Below are 23,087 nucleotides of genomic sequence, written 5' to 3' on the forward strand. Positions count from 1 at the left end.
GGCCAGAGCCTTGCGGGCCCTGACCTGTACGAAAAGATAAAAGGTACGGTAAAACTGAATGCTTACCCATCATGTTCGAGCACCGCTATGGCTTGCCCTGGGGCGCAGGATCGCTCTGACCGGCACGCATCGAGAGTGCGATGCGCTCTGCGGTGCCCATCGGAATTTCACCCACAACAGTGGCCATCATGTTCCCCTGCGGGGTGGTGAGATGCCTTGACACCGCAACGGTCGGGCCCAGCTGCAACCGCGTATCGGGTACAGCGTTACCCTTCAGTGGCTCAAGAAACACGGAGAAGCGCGTCAAACCATCGTCATACAAGAGGCTGGTAACTTCAGACTTGGTCTTGGGATCCAGGCGCACTGTACTGCTGATCTGTTCAAAACCCGGCGGCAACCAGTCGGAATGCCATACATGCGAAGTTTTGACTAAAGGTGGCTCAGCATCAGCCGCAACAACGGGACGGCATTTACCAGTGGGCTTGAGTTCACTGTCATCCGGGGGCGTAGTATCGATACTGGTGAACTGGAAACGCTCAAGTAACTGCCCTTTATCATTGAGTAACAATGATTTCAGCGCCAAACCGGTTTCGTTATCCAGATACAGTTCAACCCCGTAACGATGTTGATCGCGAGGGGTGAAAGCAATTACTGATACCGGTCTTCCAGCGACCCGAGAGTCGCCAACTTTTGCAACCGAATACCAGTCATCAATTCTCTTGGTATCGAGCTGACGCGCCGTAGCTGCAGGAATATCCCCGAGACCGGAGATAAACTTGCCAGTGACGCACTCGGTATGTCCATCTGCACGAACAACCTCTTGCGCAGCACCGTCCAACTGCATCAGTCGTTCACGAACGGAGCCGTCCTGCACTCGGTGCCAGATGCCATGGGTAGAAAAACTACCATTACGTTCGTAGACGAAAGTGCCCTTGTAGCTTTGTTGTTGCTCGGCTTGCCCAAGACGTTTGAGCCAGTCCCGGGCTTCATCTGCCTGGGCCGGAAGAACAAACAGGCCCGTCAGCAGAAGAGGTAACAGAGGTAGGACGCGCATGATGGTCCTTAGCGATTTTCCAGGCTGGCAGCACGAGCATAAGGCAGAGGGCTTTCAGTCCCCTTCATCGCCGCTTGCTGGGCATGCTGGCGCAGATAACCTGGCAAACGCTGATCTTGCCATCCTGGCTGACCTTGCAGAACGCCGTTAGCCATGGGACCGGTGGCCTGATCGGAGCTCTCGCTGTAGTTTGCCAGTACCGCCGGGCCTTTAACCATCGGAGCGCTCAGGCTCTGCTGGCTGTTTTGCTGGGCCAGCTGGGCACCTACGATGTCATCCTGGTTGTACAGTCTTACGCCCGCCAATACGGCAACGGTGACCGAAGCAGCGACGGCCAGACGGCCAATGCTGCGCCACGGACCACGTACGACTTTGGCAGGGGCCTGCTCTTCAGCCAACGCGGCCGAAACGGCAGATGCGATATCCAGACGCGGAATCAACAGGTCTTTGTGCATCACAGCACGCGCCACCTGATAACGGGACCAGGTCTCACGTGTTTGTGTATCGTCAAAGGCATTCAACACCCGACGCAATTCCAGTTCGTCCGCTTCGTTATCCATCACCGCGGACAGCGATTCCTGCAGGGCTTCACGACTCATGGCGGTTCCTCTCTTGGCTATCGCCGCTGTCTCAGTTTTCCTGCAACAACGGCTGCAGGGCTTTATCGATGGCTTCCCGAGCGCGGAAAATCCGGGAGCGCACGGTACCCACCGGACATTGCATGACGCTCGCAATGTCTTCGTAACTCAGACCATCAAACTCACGTAAAGTTAACGCCGTACGCAAATCTTCTGGTAATTGCTGAATGGTGCGGTGAACCGTGCCCTCAATCTCGTCACGGAGCAAAGCGCGCTCCGGCGACTCAAGATCCTTGAGACCGTGATCACCATCATAAAATTCAGCGTCTTCAGAACTCACATCACTATCAGGGGGACGTCGACCGCGAGACACCAGATAGTTTTTCGCCGTATTGATGGCAATACGATACAGCCACGTATAAAAGGCACTGTCACCGCGAAAATTACCGAGTGCCCGATAAGCCTTGATAAAAGCTTCTTGAGCGACGTCCTGGGCTTCATGGGTGTCGTGCACAAAACGCACGATCAACCCGAGAATTTTGTGTTGATACTTCAACACGAGCAGATCGAAAGCTCGCTTGTCGCCACGCTGTACGCGCTCGACCAGCTGCTGATCCTCTTCCTGGGTTAGCATGAACACTCCTCATAAGACCGGGAGGAAGATTGCTTTGCTAATTGATCAGGCTTGCAAACATAGACTCGGCTTTTACGCAAAAGTTCTCTCCCCCCTGGCAAGTTTCCTGCGCACTCTGATTTGGCACGCACGAAAACGCAGCTCGGGTCAGCCCGGCTGCGTCGATAATCTTGTCGCCAAATTCAGCAACTGAAGTCAGACCATAACCCCAGCTGCACATTTGACGCTGTTCTCCCACATGAAGGGCAACCCTCTATGGAACCCTGGCCCGCAGGAAAAGTTCAAAATCCCATACGAAATCAAGCCATACGGGACCGGGCAACAGGCCAATGCCGGGCAGCCCCGAGCGCTTGCCGATTAATTGTGCAAATCGACATGCAGCCCCCGCAAGTCTGAGGCACACTCCCTGCCCGCGGTACTTTCCCAAAGCCACAAAAGCCCGGCTATTGTGCCGATCCCCCCCTCTATATACTAGAGGGCGCTTTTATTGCGGATTCAGAAGAATGAGCCAACATTTTCAACATGATGTGCTGGTGATTGGCAGCGGCGCTGCCGGTTTGAGCCTGGCCCTTACTCTGCCGGGCCATATGCGCATTGCAGTTCTCAGCAAAGGCGATCTGGCCAATGGCTCGACGTTCTGGGCACAGGGTGGCGTGGCCGCAGTTCTTGATGACACCGACACCGTACAGTCCCACGTCGAAGACACCCTCAATGCCGGGGGTGGCTTGTGCCATGAAGACGCGGTGCGGTTTACCGTAGAGCACAGCCGCGAAGCCATCCAGTGGCTGATCGACCAGGGCGTACCCTTCACCCGTGATGAAGACGCAAACCCCGAACAGCCGGGCTTTGAGTTCCACCTCACCCGCGAAGGCGGGCACAGCCACCGGCGAATTATCCATGCCGCCGACGCTACCGGCGCTGCCATTTTCAAAACCCTGCTCGAGCAGGCCCGCCAACGGCCCAATATTGAATTGCTGGAACAGCGGGTTGCCGTCGATCTGATTACCGAGCGCCGGCTTGGCCTGGATGGCGATCGCTGCCTGGGTGCCTATGTGCTCAACCGCGCCACCGGAGAGGTCGAGACCTTCGGCTCACGCTTCACCATTCTGGCCACGGGCGGCGCCGCCAAGGTCTACCTCTATACCAGCAACCCCGACGGCGCCTGCGGTGATGGCATTGCCATGGCCTGGCGCTCCGGGTGTCGCGTGGCGAATCTGGAGTTCAACCAGTTCCACCCCACATGCCTGTATCACCCCCAGGCCAAAAGCTTTCTGATTACCGAAGCTTTGCGCGGCGAAGGCGCACACCTCAAGCTGCCTGACGGCGAGCGCTTCATGCATCGCTTCGATCCGCGCGGGGAACTGGCACCACGAGATATCGTCGCCCGTGCTATCGACCACGAGATGAAGCGCCTGGGCATCGATTGCGTCTATCTCGATATCAGCCACCAGTCCGATACCTTTATCAAAAGCCACTTCCCGACCGTCTATGAGCGCTGTCTGGAGTTCTCCATCGATATCACCAAGCAGGCGATCCCGGTGGTCCCGGCGGCGCATTACACCTGCGGCGGGGTAATGGTGGACGAGCATGGGCATACCGATGTGCCGGGCCTGTATGCCATTGGTGAAACCAGCTTCACCGGCCTGCATGGTGCCAACCGCATGGCCAGCAACTCGTTGCTGGAATGTTTTGTGTATGCCAAGTCGGCAGCGGCCGACATCCTCTCCCAACTGCCACAGGTAGCGACGCCTGTCGCCCTGCCGGACTGGGATGCCAGCCAGGTCACGGACTCGGATGAAGATGTGATCATTGCCCACAACTGGGATGAGTTGCGGCGCTTTATGTGGGACTACGTAGGCATAGTGCGCACCAACAAGCGCCTGCAACGGGCACAACACCGCGTGCGCCTGCTGCTGGACGAAATTGACGAGTTCTACAGTAATTACAAAGTCAGCCGCGACCTGATCGAGCTGAGAAATCTGGCGCAAGTGGCCGAGCTGATGATCCGCAGCGCCATGGCGAGAAAGGAGTCACGGGGCCTGCATTACACCCTCGACTATCCGCACATGCTGCCCGAAGCCCTGGACACTATTCTGGTGCCAACCACCTACGTCGACTGAACTTCAGGCGCACGCGCAAACGCCGGTGCTGATCCGGCGCCAGCGCGTCGCGGGGTATGCACAACGTGCGCACCCGACGCTCGCCGCGCAGGCTGAAACGCACAATCACCACACTTGGCAGCGCCAGACTGTCACGGCGCAACTGCACGGCCTGCCAGCCCCTGGCCCGGTTCCATAGCTGCCAGCCATCGGCAGTGCGGCGCAATCCGCGAAAGGCCGTGGCGTGGGTCAGCCGAATGTGCCGCCCCCACAGCCAGATGCCATGGGCCAGGCACAGAAAAGCACCGGACACACGTGCCCAGACAGGTATCGAGAGAAGGAAAATTGAGATCAGCGCCAGCATCTGGGCTGCGAGACAGGCCGCCAGCAATTGCCCTGAGGCCTGCCAGCGGCACTCGAAATAATTACTTGGGCTGGACACGATCCAGGATCATGCGAACCATGCGCTGCAGTTCCGGGTCTTCGGACTCTGCGCGCTCCATGAACCAGCCGAACATGTCCTGGTCTTCACACTCGAGCAGCTTGCGATAGCATTCGCGATCGACATCATTCAGGGTGGCGTACACTTCCTTGACGAAAGGCACCAGCAACACGTCAAGTTCAAGCATGCCGCGACGGCTGTGCCAGTAGAGACGATTGAGTTCAACATCTTCGACCATGGAGCGCTCCTCAAATAGAGCGCAAGTATACAGGCCGATCCGCCATAGAACAGTCGGCTTTGGTCGCCCGGCATTGAACTACCCATTTACAGGGCGCACCTCTATGATGTGTCCCAGACTTTATTACCTGCGAAGACCCATGGCCGACTCTGCTTTTTTCTGCACCCTGTCCCACGAAGGCGTTCTCGCCGTCATCGGCAATGACGCCAGCAAGTTCCTGCAGGGACAGCTGACCTGCAACCTCAACTATTTGAGCGAGACGCGCTCGAGCCTGGGTGCGCGCTGCACACAAAAAGGCCGGATGCAGTCCAGCTTCCGCATCCTCCTTGAACCTGAAGGCTGCCTGCTGGCGATGGCCCGCGAACTGGTCGAGCCACAGTTGGCAGACCTGAAAAAATACGCCGTGTTCTCCAAGTCGAAACTGACCGACGACAGCGCCAGCTGGGTACGCTTTGGCCTGAACCAGGCCGATGCAGTGTTGCAAAACCTGGGCCTCGACCTGCCAGCCGAGACCGACAGCGTAGCCAGAGCCAATGGCCTGATCGCCATTCGCGTGTCCCCGGGCCGGGCTGAACTATGGACCGCGGCCGACCAGGCCGACAGCCTTTTACAGCAATTGAAAGCGCAACTGGTAGAAGCCGACCTCGATCAATGGATCCTGGGTCAGATCCGCGCCGGTATCGGCCAGGTCATGCCCCAGACCCGCGAACTGTTCATTCCGCAGATGCTCAACCTGCAGGCGGTGGGAGCAGTCAGCTTCAAAAAAGGCTGCTACACCGGCCAGGAAATCGTCGCGCGCATGCAGTATCTGGGCAAGCTCAAACGCCGCCTCTACCGCCTGCATCTTGAAGCCGGCGAATTACCCGAGCCTGGAACGCCTCTGTTTACTCCTGCGAATACCGGTAGCGTGGGTGAAGTGGTGATTGCAGCCCATGCAGAAAACGGCATTGAGCTGCTGTGTGTTCTGACTGCCGATGCCGTTGAAGCAGGCGAAATCCATGTAGGTGATGCACAGGGCCCCACCCTTTCGCTGCTTGATTTGCCGTACCAGCTAGACCGCGATCGTGAGATCCAGCGCTAATTGCCACTAGAGAACAGAAATGAGCACGCTGGCACACAAAGTCCAGATGGACTTGATTAAGGCCATAGATAAAGATGACCTGGTTTTGCCCACGCTACCGGAAGTGGCGCTGAACATCCGCAAGGCAGCAGAAAACCCTGAAATCAGCGTCAGTCATCTGAGTAAAGTCATAGGTCGCGACACCGCCCTGTCGGCGCGACTGATCAAGGTGGTCAACAGCCCGCTGCTACGAGCCCTCTACGAAGTCACCGACCTGCACACCGCCATCACCCGTCTGGGCGTCAACTACAGCAGTAACCTGGCTATCGGACTGGTGATGGAGCAGATCTTTCATGCCCGTTCGCAAGTGGTCGAAAACAAAATGCGCGACGTCTGGCGCCAAAGCCTGGAGGTCGCCGGAATTTGCTACACCTTGTGTCGTCGATATACCTCGCTCAAGCCTGATCAGGCAGCACTCGGGGGGCTGGTCCATCAAATTGGCGTGCTGCCGATCCTGACCTACGCCGAAGACCACAATGAACTGCTGTTCGATCCGGTATCGCTGAATCACGTGATCGAAAGCATTCATCCGCGCATTGGCGACAAGCTGCTGACGGTCTGGGAATTCCCGGAAATGTTGCTGAAACTGCCCGGTCAGTACCAGGACTTCACCCGCGATTCCAAAACCATCGACTACATCGACCTGGTACAAATCGCGACCCTGTTCTGCTCGCAAGGTAGCAACGCAGTTCCGGGGCTTGAGCTGAGCACCCTGCCGGCCTTCAAAAAACTGGGGCTGGATGCCGACGATCAAAGGTTCCAGGACGATCTGAACGCTGCCCGCGGGATGTTTATCTGAAGCCGGATCGCACCTGTAGTCGCTGCCGCAGGCTGCGGCAGCGACTACGAGGTTTGCGTCCGCCTGTCGGCCAGCACAAAACTCACCCGCACTTTCAACCCGCCCTGCTCACCGTCGTGCAGGCTGATCGGTGCCAGGTGCGCCCGACAAATCTCACCGACAATCGCCAGCCCGAGCCCCGAACCTGCCACCTGGTGGTTACGCCGATAAAAGCGTTCAAAAACCCGCTCGCGGTCCTCAAAGGGGATGCCCGGCCCGTCGTCCTCAACCTCAAGCACGGCATGGGGCGTCACCCGCAGAATCACATTGCCGCCCTGTGGAGTGTGGGCCAATGCGTTATCCACCAGATTGCTTAACAACTCACTCAACAAGGTGGGCTCCCCGCGCATCCACACTGGCTGGTCGGCCTCAAGCGCCAGGGCCACGCCCCGGGCATGTGCGAGCGGCGCCATGGCCATTCCCAGCTCCCGGGCCAACTGGCTGAGATCGAGCAACTGCGCACCGCCTTCGGCAATGGCCCGTGCCCCGTTTTCAATCCGCGCCAGCGACAACAACTGATTCGCCAACAGGGTCAAACGGTCGGTGTCATCGGCAGCCTGTTCAAGGGTGTTGCGCCAGGTGGGCGGCTCATTCGCCCGCAGACCCAACTCAAGCCGGGCCTTGAGCACCGCCAGTGGGGTACGCAACTCATGGGCGGCGTCGGCGATAAATTGCGCCTGGCGCTCAAACTGCCCGCGCAAACGCTCGGTGAAGTGATTGAGCGCCTGCACCAGTGGCCGCAACTCGCGCTGGACCGACACCAGCGGCAATGGCCGCAAGTCATCGGGCTGGCGCTCCTCGACGGCGGTGCGCAAGCGCTCGAGCGGTCGCAGTGCGGCGCTTACCGCAAACCACACGACGATCAAGGCTCCCAGCCCCAGCATGCCCAGGCGCAATAGCGTATCGGCCATCAGGCTGCGCGCCATGGACACCCGCGCCTCGTCGGTTTCAGCAACGCGGATTTCCGCCATGCCATTCATGTTGGGCTCGCTAACCGCCTTGAGCAGACTCACCACCCGCACGTTCTGTCCCAGATACTGGCCGTTATAAAACCGCGCCAGGGCCGGGTAATCATCGGTACGGGGGGTACCGGGTGGCGGAGCCGGTAACTGTTCATAACCGGAAATCAGCCGCTGATGAATATCGTTGACCTGGTAGTAGATACGTCCGGCGCTATCGTAGGCAAAGGTGTCGAGCGCTACATAGGGTACATCGGCACTCAAACTGCCATCGCGCTGTGACAGCCCGGCAGCAATAGTGCGCGCCGACGCCAGCAAGGTCCGGTCATAGGCGGTGTCGGCAGCTTCACGGCCGTTGAAGTAAGCGCTAAAGCCACTGGCCAGCATCAATACCACCAACAGCAGCGAGAGGTTCCACAGCAGGCGCCCGCGCAGGCTGTCGAATTTAAACATCGCGGCCTTCCAGCAAGTACCCCAGACCCCTGAAGGTCACAATGGCTACTGCCTGGCCGTCGAGTTTTTTACGCAGGCGGTGAATATAGATTTCGATAGCGTCAGAACTGGCTTCCTCATCCAGGCCAAATACCTGGGCTGCCAGTTGCTCCTTGCTCATGACTCTGCCGGGCCTTGCGATCAGCGCCTCAAGCACCGCTTGCTCGCGGGAGGTGAGAATCAGCAGTTCATCGCCAAGGGTGAAGCGCCGGGTGCCCAGGTCGTACACCAGAGATCCGCACCGCTGCTGGCGCTCCCCGCCCAGTACAGTGCGCCGCAGCAGGGCTTTGACCCTGGCCTCCAGCTCAGTCAGTTCGAAGGGTTTTGCCAGATAATCGTCAGCCCCCAGATTGAGCCCGTGAACCCGGTCCCTGACATCGCTGCGGGCAGTCAGCATCAATACCGGCAAGGTCTTGCCCCGGCTGCGCAAACGCGCCAGCACCTCAAAACCGTCCATGCGCGGCAATCCCACATCCAGGATCGCCACTGCATATTCCTCGCTGCTCAAGGCCAGGTCGGCAGCCACACCGTCGTGCAGCACATCCACGGTCAGACCAGTGCTTTTCAAGGCCTGGGCAACACTCTCGGCCAGCTGCAGCTGATCTTCGACCAAAAGTACACGCATCGGGTTTACCTCATTATTTTTGTGCAGGCCGGGGCCTTTCTTTGCGCGGAGTGTACAGACGGCAGAAATACTGTGAAGTGCGAAAACCGGGAAAGAGCAATGAAAGGCAACTGAAAGGTTCGCGAAAGGTTGGCTGATTAGGATCCGGAAACGGACAGTTACAACTGTCATCGCGTTACGCCCTGAAAAACGCCTCGAAGCGTTTTCGCCAATAAGAACAATAATGGAGCACCCTGCATGCTGACTCTTCAGCCCAAGGCCCGCCGCCTTTCTGTTTCTCCCCTGTTGGCTCGACACTCCCGCTCCCTTGCGAAAGACTTTTTGTCGCCTCCCTGTTTTGCGCAATAAAGCTGATGCACGGCGCCAGCCCGGCACGGGCGTTTCCCGCCGCCACCGGCTTTCAGCGAACAATTGCTGCCCCCTAAAAACAAAAACTCCTTTGGAGACACCATGAATCTATCACTGCGCACCGTAGCTCTTGCCGCCGGCTGCATGCTCTTCGCCGGCCAACTGCTGGCAGAACCGAAACGCCCGGAATGCATCGCCCCGGCCTCGCCTGGCGGTGGTTTCGACCTCACGTGCAAGCTGGCCCAAAGTGCACTGGTTAACGAAAAACTGCTCAGCAAGCCGATGCGCGTGACCTACATGCCCGGCGGAGTGGGCGCCGTTGCCTACAACGCCGTGGTCGCCCAGCGTCCCGCCGATGCCGGCACCCTGGTGGCCTGGTCCAGCGGTTCATTGCTGAACCTGGCGCAAGGCAAGTTCGGTCGCTTCGATGAAAATGCCGTGCGCTGGCTCGCAGCCGTGGGTACCAGCTATGGGGCGATTGCGGTGAAAAATGATTCGCCCTACAAGAACCTCGATGATCTGGTTCAGGCACTGAAGAAAGATCCAGGCAAAGTGGTCATCGGCTCCGGCGGAACCGTGGGCAGCCAGGACTGGATGCAAACAGCCTTGATCGCCAAGGCGGCAGGAATCAATCCGCGGGACTTGCGCTACGTTGCCCTTGAGGGTGGCGGTGAAATCGCAACCGCGCTGCTGGGTGGTCACATTCAGGTAGGCAGTACCGATATTTCCGACTCCATGCCGCACATCCAGAGCGGTGATATGCGCCTGCTCGCCGTATTCGCCAATGAACGCCTGGATGAGCCCGAAATGAAAAACATCCCGACCGCCAAAGAACAGGGCTACGACATCGTCTGGCCTGTGGTTCGCGGTTTTTACCTGGGTCCAAAAGTCAGCGATGAAGACTACGCGTGGTGGAAAGACGCATTCGACAAGCTGCTGGCTTCCGAAGAATTCGCCAAGCTGCGTGATCAGCGCGAGCTCTTCCCCTTCGCCATGACCGGGCCGGAGCTGGACACCTATGTGAAAAAACAGGTGGCTGACTACAAAACCCTGGCCCAGGAATTCGGCCTCATCCAGTAACCGCCGCTGACCGCTGGCTGTGCCCCTGAATACCGGGGCACATCCCAGGAGTGAACCATGCTCATACAACGAATTTTTGCCTCGGCCCTGCTCGTCGTCTGCGCCGGTCTGGCGATCATGGCCTGGCCGTACCAGGCTGCTTTTTCCTACGAGCCCGTAGGTCCTCGCGCCTTCCCCTTGCTCATGCTCGCCTTGATGGCACTGGGTCTGATCTACATGATTTTTCGCCCCTCGCCTGTGGTGCATAGCGAAGAAGACCCGCAGCTGGATCGCCAGACGCTGACCAAGATCGGCCTGTGTGTCCTGCTGTTACTTGTCTTCGCCGGCACCTTCGAACCCCTGGGTTTTATCCTCAGCAGCGCGCTGGTCGGCATCCCGATGGCACGTTTGTATGGCGGCCGCTGGTTGCCCGGCATCCTGATCATCAGCTTGATGAGCGTCGGCCTTTATCTGCTGTTCGATAAAGCCATGGACGTACCGCTGCCGCTTGGCCTGCTCGACGTTCTGGAGAACTGATATGGATACTTTTGGCTATTTGGGCCAGGGCTTTGGCGTCGCGCTCACGCCCTACAACCTGATCACCGCACTGTGCGGCACCCTGATCGGCACCGTGGTCGGATTGCTCCCCGGCCTTGGCCCCATCAACGGGGTGGCACTGCTGATTCCCATTGCCTTCGCCCTGGGACTGCCTCCCGAATCCGCGCTGATCCTGCTGGCTGCCGTGTACCTGGGCTGTGAGTACGGCGGGCGTATCAGCTCGATCCTGCTGAATATCCCCGGTGAAGCGTCCACCGTAATGACCACCCTCGACGGCTACCCGATGGCCCGCAAAGGCCTGGCAGGCGTGGCGCTTTCACTGTCCGCCTGGAGCTCTTTCATTGGTGCCTTTATTGCCACCTGCGGCATGGTGCTGTTCGCCCCGCTGCTGGCCAAATGGGCGATAGCCTTCGGTCCGGCGGAATATTTCGTACTCATGGTATTCGCCATCGTCTGCCTGGGGGGCATGGCCGGCGATCGTCCACTCAAGACATTTATCGCCGCTTTGATCGGTCTGTTTCTGTCGACGGTGGGGATTGATGCCAACAGCGGGGTTTACCGTTTTACAGGGGACAACATCCACCTGACTGACGGCATCCAGTTTGTGGTGCTGGTACTGGGCCTGTTTTCCATCAGCGAAATCCTGTTGCTGCTGGAAAAAACCCATCGCGGGCAAGAAGCCGTGAAAGCCACCGGCCGCATGATGTTCAACTTCAAGGAAGCCTCTGCGGTATTCGTGGTGAATATCCGTTGCGGCCTGCTCGGATTCATCATGGGCGTCCTGCCGGGTGCAGGCGCAACCCTGGCCAGTGCCGTGGCCTACATGACGGAAAAACGTCTGGCGGGTACTTCGGGCAAATTCGGCGAAGGTGACATGCGCGGTCTGGCCGCTCCCGAGACTGCCATCGGTGCTTCGGCCTGCGGTGCCCTGGTACCGATGCTGACCCTGGGCGTACCGGGTTCGGGTACCACGGCTGTGATGATTGGCGCATTGTCGCTGTACAACATCACGCCCGGCCCGCTGCTGTTTCAACAACAGCCGGATATCGTCTGGGGCCTGATCGCTTCGTTGTTTATCGCCAACATCATGCTGGTGATCCTCAACATTCCGATGATTCGCATCTTCACCCGGATTCTTTCGGTGCCTAACTGGGCGCTGGTGCCGGTGATCGCGATTATTACCGCCATCGGCGTCTATGCCGTCCACGCCACCACCTTCGATCTGTTCCTGATGATCGGTATCGGCATCTTCGGCTATATCCTGCGCAAGCTCGATTTCCCGCTGTCGCCGGTACTGCTGGGTTTCATCCTCGGCGGACTGATGGAACAGAACTTGCGCCGCGCCCTGTCGATCTCCAACGGCGCGCTGGAAATTCTGTGGGCAAGCCCGATCACCCTGGGTGTTTGGGTACTGACCGCGATCATGCTGCTGATGCCTGTTCTGCGTATCTGGCGCAAGCGCAGTGCCAAACGCCGCGCCCTGGCCAATGCCTGAGCAAGGGTTCAAGCACTGGTGGGGAACGCCGCTGGTCGGTCTGGCCGGCGGATTTCTCGCCAGCCTGATCGGCTGGCCACTTCCCTGGATGGTCGGCTCGTTGCTGGCGATCATTTTGGTCCGCTGCCTGACTCCGTGGCAGCTGGCCGAGATTCCGGGCGGACGTAAATGTGGGCAGTGGATTGTGGGCATCGGCATCGGCCTGCACTTCACCCCCCTGGTCATGGAGCAGGTGCTGGCGCATTTCGGCCTGATCTTTGTCGGCGCGCTGCTCACCAGCGTGTCGAGCGTGCTCGGGGTGTGGATCATGCGCCGCAGTGGAGAGGACCGCGCTACGGCGTTTTTCTCCAGCATGCCGGGCGGTTCGGGGGAGATGGTCAATCTCGGCGCACGCAATGGTGCCGTTTTGAGCCGGGTCGCTGCCGGACAGAGCCTGAGGGTGCTGATGGTGGTGCTGTGCGTACCGGCCGCCTTCAAGTACTTGCTCGGCGAAGGCGCTCCGGCGCTGCATCCCGCATCAGTCAACCTCTACTGGTTAGCCCTGCTGTTTCCGGCCGGTGCGCTGATGGCCTGGCTCTGGCAACGCTTGCGCCAGCCCAACCCCTGGTTATTCGGACCGCTGCTGGTCAGCGCCAGCGTCAGTATTTATTGGAACTTGCACATAGGCCTGCCCGATGGCAGCAGCCAGGCGGGCCAATGGTTGATCGGCAGTGGACTGGGGTGTCATTTCAACCGGGCGTTTTTTCGCCGTGCCCCGTCCTTCATCGGCCGCACATTAACAGGTACGGCGCTGACGATGCTGATCGCCAGCCTGTGCGCACTCGGCCTGAGCAGCCTGACACAACTGGATCTGCGCTCCATGACCCTGGGAATGATGCCTGGCGGTATCGCAGAAATGAGCCTTACCGCAGAAACCCTGCAGTTGTCGGTACCTCTGGTCACCGCCCTGCAGGTGATGCGTTTGCTCTTCGTGCTGTTTTTGGCCGAACCCCTGTTTCGCTACTGGGTACGGCCTCGCCCGGACTAACGCCCTCAGGCCGGCGGCAGTTTCCAGTCGATCGGGGACAACCCGTTTTGCTCAAGAAACTTGTTGGTTCGACTGAAGTGACCGTTGCCGATAAACCCCCGATAGGCGGAAAGCGGCGAAGGATGTACCGAGGTCAGCACCAGATGCTTGGTGGCATCGATCAGTTTCTGTTTGCTTTGCGCATGGGCGCCCCACAACAAAAACACCAGTTTGGGCTGTTGCTCACTCACCACCTGGATAATCCGGTCGGTGAAGTGCTCCCAGCCTTTTTTGGCGTGGGACGCGGCATTGGCGCGCTCCACTGTCATGGTGGTGTTGAGCAGCAACACCCCCTGCTCTGCCCAATGCTGCAAGCAGCCATGGGTGGCGATATCGATATTCAGATCGCGCTTGAGCTCTTTATAAATATTGACCAGCGAAGGCGGCACGGGAATGCCGGGCTGGACCGAAAAACACAGGCCATGGGCCTGACCGGGACCGTGATAGGGATCCTGTCCAAGAATCACTACTTTGATCTTGTCCAGCGGGGTCAGGTTGAGGGCATTGAAAATAAGCGGGCCCGGCGGATAGATTTCCTTCCCGGCGGCATGCTCCTGGCGCAGGAACTCGCGCAGCTGGGCCATATAAGGTTTTTCGAACTCCTCGCGCAAAGCCTGCTTCCAGACCGGTTCAAGTTTTATACGATCATCCGACGTCATGACTACATCCTGAAAAACAATGGAGCGGACACTAGAAAAGCCCGTCTCCATTGTCAATTCATCAATGCATCTGCCGGGCATTCTCTACCTGTCCCACCCCCGGCCCTGGCCACCGCCACCATAACCGTGGCCATTACCGTAGCCATATCCATGACCCGACGGATAAGCAGGTCCATGGTTATAGTGCGGCGCACCCTGGTAATAGCGTGGCGGCGCAGCATAGTAGCCACGGGAATGACCGTAGTAAGGGCCGTAATAACCATAGCCATAAGGCGCTGGCGCTACATAAACCTCAGAGCGATAGCCGCTGTAGCCCGGGTAATAGGGCACACAGGCAGACAAGGCCAGAGCAAGCACAACAAGGCTGAGCAGACGACGGTACATGGCGGCCTCCTGGACCGCTGATGGGCACACCCGGCGGCGCCGGGGGCAGTAAATGGCGATGCCATCCACACCTTTTAAGACCACGAAAAACAGTTTCGGTGCCGCGGATCAAATAATTCTGACCGGCGTGGCGGGCGGCATATCACTGCGCCTGCTTCCCGTCGAAGGGCATACAATAGCCGGGTCAATCACCGGACCCCAGCCATGACCACGCCTGATCTCTGCCCTGCCTGCGGGGCTCGCAACGACTGCTCGATGGCCAGCGCCAATACCGCGGAACAACCCTGCTGGTGCTACAGCGTCAGTATCGACCCGCAGGTGCTGCAAGCCTTGCCACTCGCCCAGCAAGACCTGGCCTGCCTGTGTCCCCGCTGCGCGCAGGTGCAAAACCAATTGCTGCCCGCGCAACCGGAACGCCTCGGGTAAGATGCCTGTCTCTATTTTTTGTGATCGAGCGTCATGCGCGTAGACCGTTTTCTGAGCAACTTGCCCCAGTTCAGCCGCCAACAGGTCCGCCTGCTCCTGATCGAAAAACGGATACGGGTCGATGGCCGCATCGTCTGCGATCCACACCATGAAATACGGGCTTTCAGTCGCATTGAATGTGATGACGTGCTGCTGCAGGCTGGCAAACCTGCGCGGTATTTCATGCTGCATAAACCCCCCGGTTGCGTCAGCGCCACCCAGGACCCGGAACATCCGACAGTCCTCGATCTGCTGGATGAACCGGACAAGCAGGAACTGCATATTGCTGGCCGGCTGGACTTCAATACCAGCGGGTTGATGCTGATTACCAATGACGGGCAATGGTCACGCCGTCTGACCCAGCCGCAGACCAAACTGCCCAAGGTGTATTACGTTGAGACAGAACAAGTCATAGGCCAGGAGTATGTCTCCAGGTTCAATGAAGGGGTCTATTTCGCCTATGAAGACCTGACAACACAACCCGCCGGGCTCGAACTGCTGGGCCCTTGCAGTGCACGCCTGAGTATCGTTGAAGGACGCTACCATCAGGTCAAACGCATGTTTGGCTACTTCAACAACAAGGTTGTTCACCTGCACCGGGAGAGCATCGGGCCATTGCAGCTCGACAGCCAGCTCGCCCCCGGCCAGTACCGGCCCCTGAGCCCCCAGGAAGTCGATCTGTTCTGACCCCGTGTCCGCATGACTGTCATATAGCCGGTGCATCCTCGGTCTTGCCGACACTCGGTTCACTGGAGTCTGACGCCATGCTCAAGCCCGAAATCAAAGTGCTCGATGTTCAAGGTCAATATCGAATTCACACCGAGTTCTATCGCTCGGATACTGCCGAAAACACCATTATTCTGGTCAACGGTTCCATGGCCACCACCGCCTCGTTTGCCCAGACCGTGAAGAATCTGCACCCGCATCTGAACGTCGTGCTCTACGACCAGCCCTATGCCGGCAAATCAAAACCGCACAACCGGCATCAGAAAATGCTGACCAAGGAACTTGAAGCGCAAATGCTTCTGGAGTTGATCGAGCATTTTTCGGCGAATTACCTGATGTCGTTTTCGTGGGGCGGAACTGCCGCGCTGACAGCCCTGGCGTGCACACCACGGCGCATCGAGAAGGCCGTGATCAGTTCATTTTCACCCCTCATCAACGGGCCCATGCGCGACTACCTGGAGCGTGGCCGGCGCTGCCTTGCTGACTGCAACCGCACACAAGTGGGCAACCTGGTCAACGATACCCTGGGCAAGCATTTACCCTCGCTGTTCAAGCGCTTCAACTTTAAACACGTCAGCAGCCTGGCCGAGCACGAGTACGCACAAATGCATTTTCACATCGAACAGGTGCTGACCTGTGACCAGCCGTGCTTGCTTGATACGGCCAGCGGTATCGAGATCCCGGTGCTGTTCATCAATGGCGCATGGGATGAGTACACCTCGGCCAGCGACGCGCAACACTTTGTCCAATCGATTGAGAACAGTCAGTTTGTTCGCCTGGAAAACACCGGGCACTTTCTGGATATGGAGCACAAATCAGCGAGCCATATCAGCAAGGCCGCCATGCTCGGTTTTCTGCAGCCGGCACACGCTGAGCATCTGGCAGCGAGCCGCTGATGCAGTGCCAAGGGTAAGAGAGGGAATGAATGCGCTTGAAATTTACAATTTCAGGAATAAAAACTTCTCATCAAGGCCGACTTCTGGTACAAAGTCAGCCGCTCTGAGCGGGTATAGTTTAGTGGCAAAACGAAAGCTTCCCAAGCTTTAGTTGAGGGTTCGATTCCCTCTACCCGCTCCACTTTTGCTTCCATGCAAACGCAGCAAACTCCCCCCCGAACACCTGAAACCAAAACGCTGTTGTGCTCATCAGAGCAACACCTTCCCTGCAAGCTCACCCCGTCAGCCTGACGCGGCAGTTTCGCGAGCCTGGTTCATGGCCGGCAGCAAGCCACGACGCACTTGCTGCACAGCACATTGAAGATTTAAACCCTGACATTTCTCACTGGTGCCGAAGGCCGCTGGCTGGTTTCCCACTGCGCAGCCAGGCCCACCACCACATCGGATTCAGGCAACATCCCGCACCCGCGAACCAGATCTGCGGCCCGCTCGGCAAGCATGATGGTCGGGGCGTTGAGGTTGCCGTTGGGTTCGGTTGGAAAGACCGATGAATCGATTACCCGCAGCCCCTCAATCCCGCGTACCCGTAGTTGTGAGTCCACCACTGCCATGTCGTCTTCACCCATACGACACGAGCCGCACGGATGGTAGGTGCTTTCAAGGTTCTCACGTACGAACTGGTCAATCTCGGCATCAGTGTTCACATTCGGACCCGGAGCGATTTCGCTCTCACGGAAGCGGTCCATCGCCGGCTGGCCGATGATTTCCCGGGTCAGCCGCACACAGCGACGGAACCCCTCGCGGTCCTCTTCACGCTGCAAATAGTTGAAGATAATTTCGGGATGCTCGTAAGGGTCAGCCGAGCGAATTCGAACATGGCCACGGCTCTTGGGTTTGTTCGGCCCGGTGAGCACCATGAAGCCGTGCCCCTTGATCGGCTTTTTACCGTCATAACGCATGGCCGCCGGCAAAAAATGAAACTGAATGTCCGGCCAGCGCAACCCTTGCCCCGAGCGAATGAAACCGCCGGCTTCAAAGTGGTTGGTTGCACCCAGCCCATCCTTGCAGACCAGCCAGCGCAAACCGATCATCAACTTGCTCAGCGGGTCCATTTTACTGTTCAGGGTCACCGGCTCTTTGCAGGCGTACTGAATGTAGATTTCCGAGTGGTCCTGCAAGTTTTCGCCGACCCCGGGCAGATCATGCCTGACCACCACCCCGGCCTTGTTCAGTACCGCAGCCGGACCGATACCCGAGCGTTGCAACAGGTGCGGCGAACCGATGGGCCCCGCCGAGATCAGTACTTCCCGGGAGCAGCGCACGGTATGGGTCTGGCCGCCGTGGTCGTAGCTCACCCCCACTGCACGCTTGCCGTCGAGCACGATCTGGCGCGTCATCGCCCGGGTGATCACCGTCAGGTTGGGACGCTCCATGGCCGGGCGTAAATAAGCGTTGGCCGTGGAGCATCGAACCCCGTCCTTGACCGTCATATGCATGGCACCAAAGCCTTCCTGCATATAACCGTTGCAGTCGTCGGTCTTGATGTAACCCGCCTCTTCACCGGCATCGACCCACGCCCCGTACAGCGGGTTCTTCATTTTGTTGCCACTGCTGGTATGCAACGGGCCGCTGCCGCCGCGATAAGCATCACCGCCGGCATCACAGCTCTCGGCACGCTTGAAATACGGCAGGCAATTACGGTAGCCCCAGCCTTCGGCACCCAGGGACTCCCATTCATCAAAGTCATAGGCATGCCCGCGGATATAGACCAGTCCGTTGATGGAGGATGAGCCCCCCAGCACCTTGCCGCGCGGACAGTGAATGCGACGTCCGTCGAGGTAAGGCTCCGGCTCGGTTTCGTAGCGCCAGTTGTAGCGGGTGGTGTTCATGGGCATCGAAAAAGCGCTCGGCATCTGAATCATCACGCTGCGATCACTGCCGCCGAACTCCAGGACCAGCACCTCTACGTCCGCATCTTCGGTCAGACGGTTGGCCAGCACGCACCCGGCAGAGCCCGCGCCAATGATGATGTAGTCATATTTTTTATTGTTCATGGTTATCTCCAAATACTCGTTTCACTGACCAGCGGCACAAGTGGTACCGGCATCGGCATGACCGCCGCCCCTGGGTCCCCGGTGCTGTAATGCGGATGCGTCTGTTCGATGTCCTGAATGACCCGCTCTTCATGATTGAGATCAATCGAGCGGCTGAGCCAGAAGTACGTCAGGCCGGACACGATCAGCCCGACCAGCCAGGCAACGTCGATATTGCCCAGGGCTTTGGCCAGCGGGCCGACAAACACTTCTTTCTGGGCCACGCCATCGAAGATGTAGAAAAACGGGATCATTGCGACGAAACCAATGGCATACGACGCAAGGCCGCGCAGGCCCCAGCTGCCGTAAAGACTGTCGCGGGCCATGAAGAAATGCGGGATGGCGTAGCGCCCCTTGCGCACAAAGAAGTAGTCCGTCAGGTTCACCGCAGTCCAGGGCACCAGGAAATACAGCATCACCACCAGGTAGATGCCCAATACCGAAAGACCCTTGTCAGAGTCCTGCAGACCCAGCGATACACCCAGCTGCAGCAGGATCACGAAAATGATTGCCAGCACCCGTGCCTTGCGCGTCGGTTCGATATGCCTGATGGAGTCGACGCAGGTCAGGGTGGTCAGCTTCGCGCTGTAGATGTTCATGGCCATGACCGGCAGAAACACCAGGATGGTAACGCCGACCACCACGATGCCCATCACGGACGAGACGGTATTGCCCACTTGCGACAGGGCCACCAGAACGTTGGTGGCATGCAGGTGGTCGGCCAGCCAGGCGCCCACCGCAATCATCCAGGCACCCGACAGCGAGGCACCGAGAAACACCACGGCAATCAACTTGCCGCTATGGGTATTCTTCGGCAGGTAACGCGAATAATCGGACACATACGGCGCATAGGCGATGTTGTAACTGGCCGCCGCGGCAAACTGGGTGATAAAGCCGGTCCAGTTAAAACCCAGGGGCGGTGCCTCGACCTCGCCGATAGCGAGCAATGGCAGCGGCGTGTCGGGCACCCAATGCATCAGCACCGCCAGTGTCACCAGCCCGTACAGGGGAATTGACAGAAACAGGGCCCATTTAAAACTGCGATGCATCCAGTCATGCCCCAGGATTGCCAGGACTGTCGCCGGCACCGTCACCACCAGCGCAACCGTCAGCGGATCAAAACCGAACAGTTCCTTGAGGCCCTGCATCATCAACACCAGGTTGACGATATTGAAACCGGCGAACACAAACAGCGTCGCCAGCAGCGCCAGAATCACCCCGCGATAGCCGAACTGGGCCCGCGACTGGATCATCTGCGGCAACCCCAGGTGCGGCCCCTGGGAACCGTGGAAGGCCATGAACAAGGTGCCAAACATGATGCCCAGCGTTCCGGCCAGAATCGTCCATAGGGCGCTCAAGCCAACACTGGGCCCTACAAAGCCGATGGTCATGGTGAAAAAGGTGAAGTTGCCGAGAAACCAGAAAGGTCCCTGGCTGGAAAGTTTGTCGGTGCGCTCATTTTCGGGAATGAAATCGATTGAGTGCCCTTCAACAGCCGATGAGGGTGGTGTGTGCATGATGTACTCGCAGAAGTAGTGAAGATCATGACCCGATAACTGCCCTGCCCCGGGGCGAGCTGTCGCCCTTTATCAGGGTTGTGACAGCCGCCCGGTGCACAGGAGTGTCAATCGACACTCAGGGCAGCGTTATCCACACGGCTTTGGTTTCCAGCAGGTGATCGAGCTGTTCAGCCCCCAGATCCTTGCCAAAACCGGACTGCTTGTAGCCACCAAACGGCATCGAAGGATCGATGGTGCCGTGGCCGTTGACATAGACCATCCCGGCCCGCAGACGCGGGATCAGGCTGTGCACCCGGCCCAGGTCGTTGGAGTACAGGGCTGCAGCCAGGCCATAGGAAGAGTCGTTGGCCAGCGCCAGCGCTTGCTCATCATCATCGAACGCAGCCGTGACCAGCACGGGGCCGAAAATCTCTTCCTGGACGATCTGCATGTCGTTGCGACAATGGGCAAAGATCGTCGGCTCCACGAAGTAGCCCGGCCCGTCGACCGGCTGGCCGCCGTATACCAGCTCGGCCCCCTCACGCTTGCCGAGGGCGATGTAGTCCAGTACCCGTTGCTTCTGCTGTTGCGATACCAGCGGGCTGATAAAGCAGTCCGGGTCCAGCCCGGGGGCCATTTTCAGTGCGCGGGTACAGGCGATCAGTTCACGCAAAAAGCTGTCGTAAATGCTGCGATGGACGTAGGCCCGGGTGCCGGCGTCGCACACCTGGCCCGAGTTGAAGAACACCCCGTTGGCAATCGCTTGCGCCGCGGCAGGCACGTCGGCGTCCGCGAGAACGATTACCGGGGATTTCCCCCCCAGCTCCAGGGTCAGGCGCTTCATGTCGCCCAGCGCCGCCTGGCCGACGGTGCGGCCGACCGGCGTCGAACCGGTGAAGGTCAGTTTGTCGATACCCGGATGCGTCGCCATCGCGGCACCCACCACACTTCCCCGTCCGGTGACGATATTGATCACACCATCCGGGATGCCCGCTTCCTGCACCAGCTCAGCGAAGCGCAGGGCCGACAGCGAAGTCAATTCAGCCGGTTTGACCACTATGGTGCAGCCGGCTGCCAGTGCCGCGCCGAGTTTCCAGGCCATGGTTTGCAGAGGGAAGTTCCACGGCACGATAGCGCCCACCACCCCGATCGGCTCTTTACGGGTGTAGGCCAGATAATTACCGGGCAGTGACGGTTCAACGGTACGGCCGTGGATTTTCGTGGCCCAGCCTGCAAAGTAACGCAGGGTATCCACTGTGCCTTGCACATCCACGGCCCGTGCCGCGACCACCGACTTGCCCATGTCGATCGACTCGATTTCAGCCAACTCATCGCCATGGAGCTCAATCAGTTCTGCCAGCCGATGCAGCATCCGCTCACGTTCCAGCGGTTTGACCTGACGCCACGGGCCACCGTCAAACTGGGCCCGGGCGGCTTGCACGGCGCGGTCCAGATCGGCCGCGGTGCCCATGGGAACACGGGTCAGAAAGCCCCCGGTAGAGGGCTCGATGACATCCGAGGTTTGTTTGTCGCTGGCCTCGACCCATTCACCACCAATAAACATCTTCTGCTGTTTGCCGAGAAAAGCCTGGGTGGCTTCGCTCAAGCCGAATTTCTGCAAGTACTGCTTGACCGTCGTGTCCATTATTATTCTCTCGGGCCGGGCGTCAGACATCGCGCCAGGCCTCCTGGGTTCAAGACTCAATCCGGGGCTGCACGCAAGCCCCCGGCACTGGTGTTTCAGAGTGCGCGGGCCTTGGCCCGTTCGTGGTAGATAAAACCGATGCTGTTGAGCAGCAGTTGCGCGGCAAGAATCGACGTCACGCCCGCCGGGTCATACACCGGAGCGACCTCCACCAGGTCCATGCCGATGATGTTGCCTTTGCTGCGCTTGGCCAGCGCCTGAATAATCTCCAGCACCTCGTAGTACAGAAAGCCGCCATGGCTCGGCGTGCCTGTGCCCGGGGCGATCGAAGGGTCGAAACCGTCAATGTCGATGGTGATGTAGTACTTGACCCCCTGAGGGATCAGCTCCAGAACGCCCTCGGTACCCAGGCGACGGACATCGCGCACCGAGAGGATTTTTGAGCCGGCAGCGTGGGCCGCTTCATAGTCATCGCGGTTGGAGGACGAAACGTTGCGGATGCCCATCTGGGTCATGCCGACGATATGGTTCATTTCTGAAGCGCGGCGCAGCGGGTTGCCGTGGCCGTAGCGAACCCCATGACGCTCATCAACAAAGTCCAGATGCGCATCAAAGTGCACGATATGAATTGGCCCTTTGCCTTCGAAGGCCTTGATGACCGGGGCGTGAACCGAGTGGTCGCCGCCCAGGACCACAGGCATTGCGCCTGACTCGAGAATCTTGCGGACCGCAAATTCGATATTGTCATTACTCGCTTTCATATCGGTGTGGACGATATCCGCATCCCCCACATCGACCATGCGCACGTCCTGGGAGGTAAGGTACATCACGTCATCTTCGTGATCGTAGGCACCGGCATGACCGAAAGAAAACAGGGTCGATGCCTCGCGAATCCCGCGCGGCCCAAAACGGGCGCCCGAACGCCACTGTGTACCCATGTCATTGGGTGCGCCGAGGATGGCGACATCGGCATCCAGGGTTTCCCAATCAGTACAGACCGGGGATTTACCGAACGTGCAATGCCCTACAAACGGAAGGTTCAAACGGCCGGACTCATATCCATTGCTAGACATATCGATCTATCTCCAATTCTTGTTATTGCCATGGGGGCGCAC

At 58.8% G+C, this 23,087-nt stretch carries 23 protein-coding genes and 1 tRNA gene; 11 read left to right on the forward strand and 13 right to left on the reverse strand.

Translation table 11 applies throughout. The features are described from left to right. Positions 1-85: 85 nt before the first annotated feature. From FEZ21_RS20595 to rpoE, 3 genes are read right to left on the reverse strand one after another with little or no spacing between them, the layout of a single operon-like run. Positions 86-1,054 carry a MucB/RseB C-terminal domain-containing protein gene (locus tag FEZ21_RS20595; protein ID WP_003440616.1) on the reverse strand — a complete coding sequence of 323 codons (969 nt, stop codon included), beginning with the start codon at positions 1,052-1,054 and terminating at the stop codon, positions 86-88. 8 nt (positions 1,055-1,062) lie between these two features. Then, the gene (locus tag FEZ21_RS20600; protein WP_003440613.1) at positions 1,063-1,653 is read right to left on the reverse strand and encodes a sigma-E factor negative regulatory protein; all 591 of its coding nucleotides are present in this window, start codon (positions 1,651-1,653) and stop codon (positions 1,063-1,065) included. 31 nt (positions 1,654-1,684) lie between these two features. Further along, the gene (rpoE, locus tag FEZ21_RS20605) at positions 1,685-2,266 is read right to left on the reverse strand and encodes an RNA polymerase sigma factor RpoE (RefSeq protein WP_003172477.1); all 582 of its coding nucleotides are present in this window, start codon (positions 2,264-2,266) and stop codon (positions 1,685-1,687) included. A gap of 503 nt (positions 2,267-2,769) precedes the next feature. On the opposite strand from rpoE, the gene nadB reads away from it, so the two are divergent. Further along, a complete protein-coding gene (gene nadB / locus FEZ21_RS20610; RefSeq protein ID WP_160628314.1) occupies positions 2,770-4,386 on the forward strand; it encodes an L-aspartate oxidase in 1,617 nt (538 codons plus the stop codon). On the opposite strand, the gene FEZ21_RS20615 is transcribed toward nadB, so the two are convergent. After that, the gene (locus tag FEZ21_RS20615) at positions 4,355-4,807 is read right to left on the reverse strand and encodes a protein YgfX (protein WP_003440600.1); all 453 of its coding nucleotides are present in this window, start codon (positions 4,805-4,807) and stop codon (positions 4,355-4,357) included. The two genes, nadB and FEZ21_RS20615, sit on opposite strands and share 32 nt — an antisense overlap. After that, the gene (locus FEZ21_RS20620) at positions 4,791-5,045 is read right to left on the reverse strand and encodes a succinate dehydrogenase assembly factor 2 (RefSeq protein WP_003440597.1); all 255 of its coding nucleotides are present in this window, start codon (positions 5,043-5,045) and stop codon (positions 4,791-4,793) included. The genes FEZ21_RS20615 and FEZ21_RS20620 overlap by 17 nt, the downstream gene beginning before the upstream one ends. 139 nt (positions 5,046-5,184) lie before the next feature. On the opposite strand from FEZ21_RS20620, the gene FEZ21_RS20625 reads away from it, so the two are divergent. Then, complete coding sequence (locus tag FEZ21_RS20625; protein WP_160628316.1) at positions 5,185-6,126, forward strand: folate-binding protein YgfZ; 942 nt, start codon at positions 5,185-5,187, stop codon at positions 6,124-6,126. Between the two features lie 19 nt (positions 6,127-6,145). Beyond that, positions 6,146-6,964, forward strand: coding sequence for an HDOD domain-containing protein (locus FEZ21_RS20630; RefSeq protein WP_127195991.1), 819 nt, complete (start codon positions 6,146-6,148; stop codon positions 6,962-6,964). A 44-nt stretch (positions 6,965-7,008) separates the two neighbouring features. On the opposite strand, the gene FEZ21_RS20635 is transcribed toward FEZ21_RS20630, so the two are convergent. Next, positions 7,009-8,415 (reverse strand): sensor histidine kinase, encoded by a 1,407-nt coding sequence (locus tag FEZ21_RS20635; RefSeq protein ID WP_127195992.1) that lies wholly within the window; start codon positions 8,413-8,415, stop codon positions 7,009-7,011. Further along, complete coding sequence (locus FEZ21_RS20640; protein WP_003440586.1) at positions 8,408-9,079, reverse strand: response regulator; 672 nt, start codon at positions 9,077-9,079, stop codon at positions 8,408-8,410. Before FEZ21_RS20640 ends, FEZ21_RS20635 begins: the two co-directional genes overlap by 8 nt. A gap of 450 nt (positions 9,080-9,529) precedes the next feature. Between FEZ21_RS20640 and FEZ21_RS20645 the strand changes: the two genes are divergently transcribed. Genes FEZ21_RS20645 through FEZ21_RS20660 form a run of 4 tightly spaced genes read left to right on the forward strand, consistent with a single transcriptional unit; the run spans position 9,530 to position 13,566 of the window. After that, positions 9,530-10,507, forward strand: a complete 978-nt coding sequence (locus FEZ21_RS20645) for a tripartite tricarboxylate transporter substrate binding protein (protein WP_160628318.1) — start codon at positions 9,530-9,532, stop codon at positions 10,505-10,507. 57 nt (positions 10,508-10,564) lie between these two features. Then, on the forward strand, positions 10,565-11,023 hold the full coding sequence (locus FEZ21_RS20650) for a tripartite tricarboxylate transporter TctB family protein (protein WP_160628320.1): 459 nt from the start codon (positions 10,565-10,567) through the stop codon (positions 11,021-11,023). Position 11,024: 1 nt separating this feature from the next. Continuing rightward, the gene (locus tag FEZ21_RS20655; protein ID WP_003440577.1) at positions 11,025-12,539 is read left to right on the forward strand and encodes a tripartite tricarboxylate transporter permease; all 1,515 of its coding nucleotides are present in this window, start codon (positions 11,025-11,027) and stop codon (positions 12,537-12,539) included. Beyond that, entirely contained in the window at positions 12,532-13,566 is a 1,035-nt protein-coding gene (locus FEZ21_RS20660; RefSeq protein ID WP_003440574.1) for an AbrB family transcriptional regulator, read from the forward strand. Before FEZ21_RS20655 ends, FEZ21_RS20660 begins: the two co-directional genes overlap by 8 nt. Positions 13,567-13,571: 5 nt before the next feature. On the opposite strand, the gene ung is transcribed toward FEZ21_RS20660, so the two are convergent. Beyond that, positions 13,572-14,264, reverse strand: coding sequence for a uracil-DNA glycosylase (ung, locus tag FEZ21_RS20665; RefSeq protein WP_003440570.1), 693 nt, complete (start codon positions 14,262-14,264; stop codon positions 13,572-13,574). An 84-nt stretch (positions 14,265-14,348) separates the two neighbouring features. After that, positions 14,349-14,648 carry a hypothetical protein gene (locus FEZ21_RS20670; RefSeq protein WP_003440568.1) on the reverse strand — a complete coding sequence of 100 codons (300 nt, stop codon included), beginning with the start codon at positions 14,646-14,648 and terminating at the stop codon, positions 14,349-14,351. A 204-nt stretch (positions 14,649-14,852) separates the two neighbouring features. Here FEZ21_RS20670 and FEZ21_RS20675 point away from each other — a divergent pair, with 204 nt between their 5' ends. From FEZ21_RS20675 to FEZ21_RS20690, 4 genes are all read left to right on the forward strand, one after another. After that, entirely contained in the window at positions 14,853-15,074 is a 222-nt protein-coding gene (locus tag FEZ21_RS20675; RefSeq protein ID WP_160628322.1) for a cysteine-rich CWC family protein, read from the forward strand. 33 nt (positions 15,075-15,107) lie between these two features. Continuing rightward, entirely contained in the window at positions 15,108-15,800 is a 693-nt protein-coding gene (locus FEZ21_RS20680; protein WP_003440564.1) for a pseudouridine synthase, read from the forward strand. A gap of 77 nt (positions 15,801-15,877) precedes the next feature. Continuing rightward, positions 15,878-16,735 (forward strand): alpha/beta fold hydrolase, encoded by an 858-nt coding sequence (locus FEZ21_RS20685; RefSeq protein ID WP_003440562.1) that lies wholly within the window; start codon positions 15,878-15,880, stop codon positions 16,733-16,735. Between the two features lie 107 nt (positions 16,736-16,842). Further along, positions 16,843-16,916 (forward strand) — tRNA-Gly (locus FEZ21_RS20690). 184 nt (positions 16,917-17,100) lie between these two features. On the opposite strand, the gene betA is transcribed toward FEZ21_RS20690, so the two are convergent. From betA to speB, 4 genes are all read right to left on the reverse strand, one after another. Beyond that, positions 17,101-18,789, reverse strand: a complete 1,689-nt coding sequence (betA, locus tag FEZ21_RS20695; protein ID WP_003440560.1) for a choline dehydrogenase — start codon at positions 18,787-18,789, stop codon at positions 17,101-17,103. Between the two features lie 2 nt (positions 18,790-18,791). Further along, positions 18,792-20,345 carry a cytosine permease gene (locus FEZ21_RS20700; protein WP_003440557.1) on the reverse strand — a complete coding sequence of 518 codons (1,554 nt, stop codon included), beginning with the start codon at positions 20,343-20,345 and terminating at the stop codon, positions 18,792-18,794. Between the two features lie 118 nt (positions 20,346-20,463). Further along, positions 20,464-21,972, reverse strand: coding sequence for an aldehyde dehydrogenase (locus FEZ21_RS20705; protein WP_003440554.1), 1,509 nt, complete (start codon positions 21,970-21,972; stop codon positions 20,464-20,466). Between the two features lie 95 nt (positions 21,973-22,067). Next, the gene (gene speB / locus FEZ21_RS20710; protein ID WP_003440552.1) at positions 22,068-23,045 is read right to left on the reverse strand and encodes an agmatinase; all 978 of its coding nucleotides are present in this window, start codon (positions 23,043-23,045) and stop codon (positions 22,068-22,070) included. Between the last annotated feature and the right edge of the window lie 42 nt (positions 23,046-23,087).

The organism is Pseudomonas sp. 9.1(2019), from assembly GCF_009910445.1.
GTDB classification, from domain to species: Bacteria; Pseudomonadota; Gammaproteobacteria; order Pseudomonadales; family Pseudomonadaceae; genus Aquipseudomonas; species Aquipseudomonas paraversuta.

Bases quoted from the DNA above. Each gene is read 5' to 3' on its own strand.
- FEZ21_RS20705 (WP_003440554.1), bottom strand. From the start codon at position 21,972: ATGGACACGACGGTCAAGCAGTACTTGCAGAAATTCGGCTTGAGCGAA.
- ung (WP_003440570.1), bottom strand. From the start codon at position 14,264: ATGACGTCGGATGATCGTATAAAACTTGAACCGGTCTGGAAGCAGGCT.
- nadB (WP_160628314.1), top strand. From the start codon at position 2,770: ATGAGCCAACATTTTCAACATGATGTGCTGGTGATTGGCAGCGGCGCT.
- FEZ21_RS20640 (WP_003440586.1), bottom strand. From the start codon at position 9,079: ATGCGTGTACTTTTGGTCGAAGATCAGCTGCAGCTGGCCGAGAGTGTT.
- rpoE (WP_003172477.1), bottom strand. From the start codon at position 2,266: ATGCTAACCCAGGAAGAGGATCAGCAGCTGGTCGAGCGCGTACAGCGT.
- FEZ21_RS20670 (WP_003440568.1), bottom strand. From the start codon at position 14,648: ATGTACCGTCGTCTGCTCAGCCTTGTTGTGCTTGCTCTGGCCTTGTCT.
- FEZ21_RS20655 (WP_003440577.1), top strand. From the start codon at position 11,025: ATGGATACTTTTGGCTATTTGGGCCAGGGCTTTGGCGTCGCGCTCACG.
- speB (WP_003440552.1), bottom strand. From the start codon at position 23,045: ATGTCTAGCAATGGATATGAGTCCGGCCGTTTGAACCTTCCGTTTGTA.
- FEZ21_RS20680 (WP_003440564.1), top strand. From the start codon at position 15,108: ATGCGCGTAGACCGTTTTCTGAGCAACTTGCCCCAGTTCAGCCGCCAA.
- FEZ21_RS20620 (WP_003440597.1), bottom strand. From the start codon at position 5,045: ATGGTCGAAGATGTTGAACTCAATCGTCTCTACTGGCACAGCCGTCGC.
- FEZ21_RS20635 (WP_127195992.1), bottom strand. From the start codon at position 8,415: ATGTTTAAATTCGACAGCCTGCGCGGGCGCCTGCTGTGGAACCTCTCG.
- FEZ21_RS20600 (WP_003440613.1), bottom strand. From the start codon at position 1,653: ATGAGTCGTGAAGCCCTGCAGGAATCGCTGTCCGCGGTGATGGATAAC.
- FEZ21_RS20675 (WP_160628322.1), top strand. From the start codon at position 14,853: ATGACCACGCCTGATCTCTGCCCTGCCTGCGGGGCTCGCAACGACTGC.
- FEZ21_RS20700 (WP_003440557.1), bottom strand. From the start codon at position 20,345: ATGCACACACCACCCTCATCGGCTGTTGAAGGGCACTCAATCGATTTC.
- FEZ21_RS20625 (WP_160628316.1), top strand. From the start codon at position 5,185: ATGGCCGACTCTGCTTTTTTCTGCACCCTGTCCCACGAAGGCGTTCTC.
- FEZ21_RS20685 (WP_003440562.1), top strand. From the start codon at position 15,878: ATGCTCAAGCCCGAAATCAAAGTGCTCGATGTTCAAGGTCAATATCGA.
- FEZ21_RS20595 (WP_003440616.1), bottom strand. From the start codon at position 1,054: ATGCGCGTCCTACCTCTGTTACCTCTTCTGCTGACGGGCCTGTTTGTT.
- FEZ21_RS20660 (WP_003440574.1), top strand. From the start codon at position 12,532: ATGCCTGAGCAAGGGTTCAAGCACTGGTGGGGAACGCCGCTGGTCGGT.
- FEZ21_RS20630 (WP_127195991.1), top strand. From the start codon at position 6,146: ATGAGCACGCTGGCACACAAAGTCCAGATGGACTTGATTAAGGCCATA.
- betA (WP_003440560.1), bottom strand. From the start codon at position 18,789: ATGAACAATAAAAAATATGACTACATCATCATTGGCGCGGGCTCTGCC.
- FEZ21_RS20645 (WP_160628318.1), top strand. From the start codon at position 9,530: ATGAATCTATCACTGCGCACCGTAGCTCTTGCCGCCGGCTGCATGCTC.
- FEZ21_RS20650 (WP_160628320.1), top strand. From the start codon at position 10,565: ATGCTCATACAACGAATTTTTGCCTCGGCCCTGCTCGTCGTCTGCGCC.